1 protein-coding gene is annotated in these 269 nt (G+C 27.1%); it reads right to left on the bottom strand.

Going from position 1 to position 269, the window contains the following annotated elements; genetic code table 11:
* On the bottom strand, positions 1-234 hold a 234-nt coding region (locus ACX6CF_RS26450), incomplete at its 3' end, for a hypothetical protein (RefSeq protein ID WP_458788371.1).
* Between the last annotated feature and the right edge of the window lie 35 nt (positions 235-269).

Raw genomic sequence — 269 nt, forward strand, 5'->3', positions numbered from 1 at the left:
ATCATAATCAATGGTATTAGCATATATATAATTTAACACCTCCCCATGATTACTTTCTTTTGCAAACATCTGAGCTAACCTATATTTTTTATCATAATTCATCTTCTTGTTTACATACTTCCTGCAACCCAATTTATTATAGAGATTAATTAATTCATTACATTGATTTATCTTTGATCTCATAAGCTCTTGTACGATATTTCTATTTATATGGGAAATTATTTTGTTGTGCATAGCTTTATAACCTATGTACAGGTTATAAAGCTATG

This window comes from Vallitalea sediminicola (genome assembly GCF_054408565.1).